The sequence below is a fragment of the Streptomyces sp. CB01635 genome, from assembly GCF_002803065.1.
In the GTDB taxonomy this organism is placed as follows: domain Bacteria; phylum Actinomycetota; class Actinomycetes; order Streptomycetales; family Streptomycetaceae; genus Streptomyces.
The window spans coordinates 1-5153 of the sequence record NZ_NNBL01000058.1 but is presented as its reverse complement, the minus strand read 5'-3'; the positions used below and the strand labels follow the sequence as shown (position 1 = coordinate 5153).

2 rRNA genes are annotated in these 5153 nt (G+C 57.4%); both read right to left on the bottom strand.

The features are described 5' to 3' along the window. Positions 1 to 22: 22 nt before the first annotated feature. A 23S ribosomal RNA gene (locus CG723_RS45810) occupies positions 23 to 3146 on the bottom strand. Between the two features lie 317 nt (positions 3147 to 3463). Next, positions 3464 to 4991 (bottom strand): 16S ribosomal RNA (locus CG723_RS45805). The 16S and 23S rRNA genes sit together here, the layout of an rRNA operon. Positions 4992 to 5153 lie beyond the last annotated feature (162 nt).

Sequence of the window (5153 nt, the reverse complement as noted above, 5' to 3'; positions counted from 1 at the left end):
AACACAGTGGACGCGAGCAACTGAGGACAAGCCCTCGGCCTATTAGTACCAGTCACCTCCACCCGTTACCGGGCTTCCAGATCTGGCCTATCAACCCAGTCGTCTACTGGGAGCCTTAACCCCTCAAGGGGGTGGGAATACTCATCTCGAAGCAGGCTTCCCGCTTAGATGCTTTCAGCGGTTATCCTTTCCGAACGTAGCCAACCAGCCATGCCCTTGGCAGGACAACTGGCACACCAGAGGTTCGTCCGTCCCGGTCCTCTCGTACTAGGGACAGCCCTTCTCAATATTCCTACGCGCACAGCGGATAGGGACCGAACTGTCTCACGACGTTCTAAACCCAGCTCGCGTACCGCTTTAATGGGCGAACAGCCCAACCCTTGGGACCGACTCCAGCCCCAGGATGCGACGAGCCGACATCGAGGTGCCAAACCATCCCGTCGATATGGACTCTTGGGGAAGATCAGCCTGTTATCCCCGGGGTACCTTTTATCCGTTGAGCGACGGCGCTTCCACAAGCCACCGCCGGATCACTAGTCCCGACTTTCGTCCCTGCTCGACCCGTCGGTCTCACAGTCAAGCTCCCTTGTGCACTTACACTCAACACCTGATTACCAACCAGGCTGAGGGAACCTTTGGGCGCCTCCGTTACTCTTTAGGAGGCAACCGCCCCAGTTAAACTACCCATCAGACACTGTCCCTGATCCGGATCACGGACCCAGGTTAGACATCCAGCACGACCAGAGTGGTATTTCAACGACGACTCCACAACCACTGGCGTGGCCGCTTCAAAGTCTCCCACCTATCCTACACAAGCCGAACCGAACACCAATATCAAACTGTAGTAAAGGTCCCGGGGTCTTTCCGTCCTGCTGCGCGAAACGAGCATCTTTACTCGTAGTGCAATTTCACCGGGCCTATGGTTGAGACAGTCGAGAAGTCGTTACGCCATTCGTGCAGGTCGGAACTTACCCGACAAGGAATTTCGCTACCTTAGGATGGTTATAGTTACCACCGCCGTTTACTGGCGCTTAAGTTCTCAGCTTCGCACACCCGAAAGTGCACTAACCGGTCCCCTTAACGTTCCAGCACCGGGCAGGCGTCAGTCCGTATACATCGCCTTACGGCTTCGCACGGACCTGTGTTTTTAGTAAACAGTCGCTTCTCGCTGGTCTCTGCGGCCACCCCCAGCTCGGAGAGCAAGTCTCCTCACCAGTGATGGCCCCCCTTCTCCCGAAGTTACGGGGGCATTTTGCCGAGTTCCTTAACCATAGTTCACCCGAACGCCTCGGTATTCTCTACCTGACCACCTGAGTCGGTTTAGGGTACGGGCCGCCATGAAACTCGCTAGAGGCTTTTCTCGACAGCATAGGATCATCCACTTCACCACAATCGGCTCGGCATCAGGTCTCAGCCTTAATGTGTGACGGATTTACCTATCACACGGCCTACACCCTTACCCCGGGACAACCACCGCCCGGGCTGGACTACCTTCCTGCGTCACCCCATCACTCACCTACTACAAGTCTGGTCCGTCGGCTCCACCACTTTCCTTTCCCCGAAGGGTCCGGAACGGCTTCACGGACTTAGCATCGCCTGATTCAATGTTTGACGCTTCACAGCGGGTACCGGAATATCAACCGGTTATCCATCGACTACGCCTGTCGGCCTCGCCTTAGGTCCCGACTTACCCTGGGCAGATCAGCTTGACCCAGGAACCCTTAGTCAATCGGCGCACACGTTTCTCACGTGTGTATCGCTACTCATGCCTGCATTCTCACTCGTGAACCGTCCACAACTCGCTTCCGCGGCTGCTTCACCCGGCACACGACGCTCCCCTACCCATCACGATCCCCGTTGGGGGTATATATCGCAATGACACGACTTCGGCGGTACGCTTGAGCCCCGCTACATTGTCGGCGCGGAATCACTAGACCAGTGAGCTATTACGCACTCTTTCAAGGGTGGCTGCTTCTAAGCCAACCTCCTGGTTGTCTGTGCGACTCCACATCCTTTCCCACTTAGCGTACGCTTAGGGGCCTTAGTCGATGCTCTGGGCTGTTTCCCTCTCGACCATGGAGCTTATCCCCCACAGTCTCACTGCCGTGCTCTCACTTACCGGCATTCGGAGTTTGGCTAAGGTCAGTAACCCGGTAGGGCCCATCGCCTATCCAGTGCTCTACCTCCGGCAAGAAACACACGACGCTGCACCTAAATGCATTTCGGGGAGAACCAGCTATCACGGAGTTTGATTGGCCTTTCACCCCTAACCACAGGTCATCCCCCAGGTTTTCAACCCTGGTGGGTTCGGTCCTCCACGAAGTCTTACCTCCGCTTCAACCTGCCCATGGCTAGATCACTCCGCTTCGGGTCTTGAGCGCGCTACTGAATCGCCCTATTCGGACTCGCTTTCGCTACGGCTTCCCCACACGGGTTAACCTCGCAACGCACCGCAAACTCGCAGGCTCATTCTTCAAAAGGCACGCAGTCACGACGCAAGGAACAAGTTCCTTGCGCGACGCTCCCACGGCTTGTAGGCACACGGTTTCAGGTACTATTTCACTCCGCTCCCGCGGTACTTTTCACCATTCCCTCACGGTACTATCCGCTATCGGTCACCAGGGAATATTTAGGCTTAGCGGGTGGTCCCGCCAGATTCACACGGGATTTCTCGGGCCCCGTGCTACTTGGGTGTCTCTCAAACGAGCCGTTGATGTTTCGACTACGGGGGTCTTACCCTCTACGCCGGACCTTTCGCATGTCCTTCGCCTACATCAACGGTTTCTGACTCGCCTCACAGCCGGCAGACTGTGAAAGAGAGATCCCACAACCCCACATGCGCAACCCCTGCCGGGTATCACACGCATATGGTTTGGCCTCATCCAGTTTCGCTCGCCACTACTCCCGGAATCACGGTTGTTTTCTCTTCCTGCGGGTACTGAGATGTTTCACTTCCCCGCGTTCCCTCCACACTGCCTATGTGTTCAGCAGTGGGTGACAGCCCATGACGACTGCCGGGTTTCCCCATTCGGAAACCCCCGGATCAAAGCCTGGTTGACGGCTCCCCGGGGACTATCGTGGCCTCCCACGTCCTTCATCGGTTCCTGGTGCCAAGGCATCCACCGTGCGCCCTTAAAAACTTGGCCACAGATGCTCGCGTCCACTGTGCAGTTCTCAAACAACGACCAACCACCCGTCACAACCCACCGAAGCAGATTTTTACCGGGGTCGGCACTGAAGGCGACCGTTTCGGCCGTACCTTCAGACACCCAACAGCGTGCCCGACCCGGTCCCGCCCGGAGATCATGCTTTCCACGCTCCGAAGAGCAGTACTCACAGCCTCCGACCCGTGAACCCGGTCGAATAGTCAACGTTCCACCCTTGAGCAACCACCGCCGGACGTTTGCCGGCGAAATGGCTCTTGGACCACCAGGAAGAACCCGGCAGCCAAAGTGCTCCTTAGAAAGGAGGTGATCCAGCCGCACCTTCCGGTACGGCTACCTTGTTACGACTTCGTCCCAATCGCCAGTCCCACCTTCGACAGCTCCCTCCCCACAAGGGGGTTGGGCCACCGGCTTCGGGTGTTACCGACTTTCGTGACGTGACGGGCGGTGTGTACAAGGCCCGGGAACGTATTCACCGCAGCAATGCTGATCTGCGATTACTAGCAACTCCGACTTCATGGGGTCGAGTTGCAGACCCCAATCCGAACTGAGACAGGCTTTTTGAGATTCGCTCCGCCTCGCGGCATCGCAGCTCATTGTACCTGCCATTGTAGCACGTGTGCAGCCCAAGACATAAGGGGCATGATGACTTGACGTCGTCCCCACCTTCCTCCGAGTTGACCCCGGCAGTCTCCTGTGAGTCCCCATCACCCCGAAGGGCATGCTGGCAACACAGAACAAGGGTTGCGCTCGTTGCGGGACTTAACCCAACATCTCACGACACGAGCTGACGACAGCCATGCACCACCTGTATACCGACCACAAGGGGGGCACCATCTCTGATGCTTTCCGGTATATGTCAAGCCTTGGTAAGGTTCTTCGCGTTGCGTCGAATTAAGCCACATGCTCCGCTGCTTGTGCGGGCCCCCGTCAATTCCTTTGAGTTTTAGCCTTGCGGCCGTACTCCCCAGGCGGGGAACTTAATGCGTTAGCTGCGGCACCGACGACGTGGAATGTCGCCAACACCTAGTTCCCACCGTTTACGGCGTGGACTACCAGGGTATCTAATCCTGTTCGCTCCCCACGCTTTCGCTCCTCAGCGTCAGTAATGGCCCAGAGATCCGCCTTCGCCACCGGTGTTCCTCCTGATATCTGCGCATTTCACCGCTACACCAGGAATTCCGATCTCCCCTACCACACTCTAGCCTGCCCGTATCGACTGCAGACCCGGGGTTAAGCCCCGGGCTTTCACAACCGACGTGACAAGCCGCCTACGAGCTCTTTACGCCCAATAATTCCGGACAACGCTTGCGCCCTACGTATTACCGCGGCTGCTGGCACGTAGTTAGCCGGCGCTTCTTCTGCAGGTACCGTCACTTTCGCTTCTTCCCTGCTGAAAGAGGTTTACAACCCGAAGGCCGTCATCCCTCACGCGGCGTCGCTGCATCAGGCTTTCGCCCATTGTGCAATATTCCCCACTGCTGCCTCCCGTAGGAGTCTGGGCCGTGTCTCAGTCCCAGTGTGGCCGGTCGCCCTCTCAGGCCGGCTACCCGTCGTCGCCTTGGTGAGCTTCTACCTCACCAACAAGCTGATAGGCCGCGGGCTCATCCTGCACCGCCGGAGCTTTCAACCCCCTCCCATGCGAGAGGGGGTGTCATCCGGTATTAGACCCCGTTTCCAGGGCTTGTCCCAGAGTGCAGGGCAGATTGCCCACGTGTTACTCACCCGTTCGCCACTAATCCACCCCGAAGGGCTTCATCGTTCGACTTGCATGTGTTAAGCACGCCGCCAGCGTTCGTCCTGAGCCAGGATCAAACTCTCCGTGAATGTTTTCCCGTAATCGGGACTACACCACGAGAGCGGAACCGTCGGGAGGAATAATCCCCACGATTCACTGCGTCCTCGCTAGTGCGCCTCACCCCGGTGTGGGAGTGAGGACTTTTTCAAAGGAACCTCCAACCCACCAAAGATGGGCCGGGGTTGTCAATC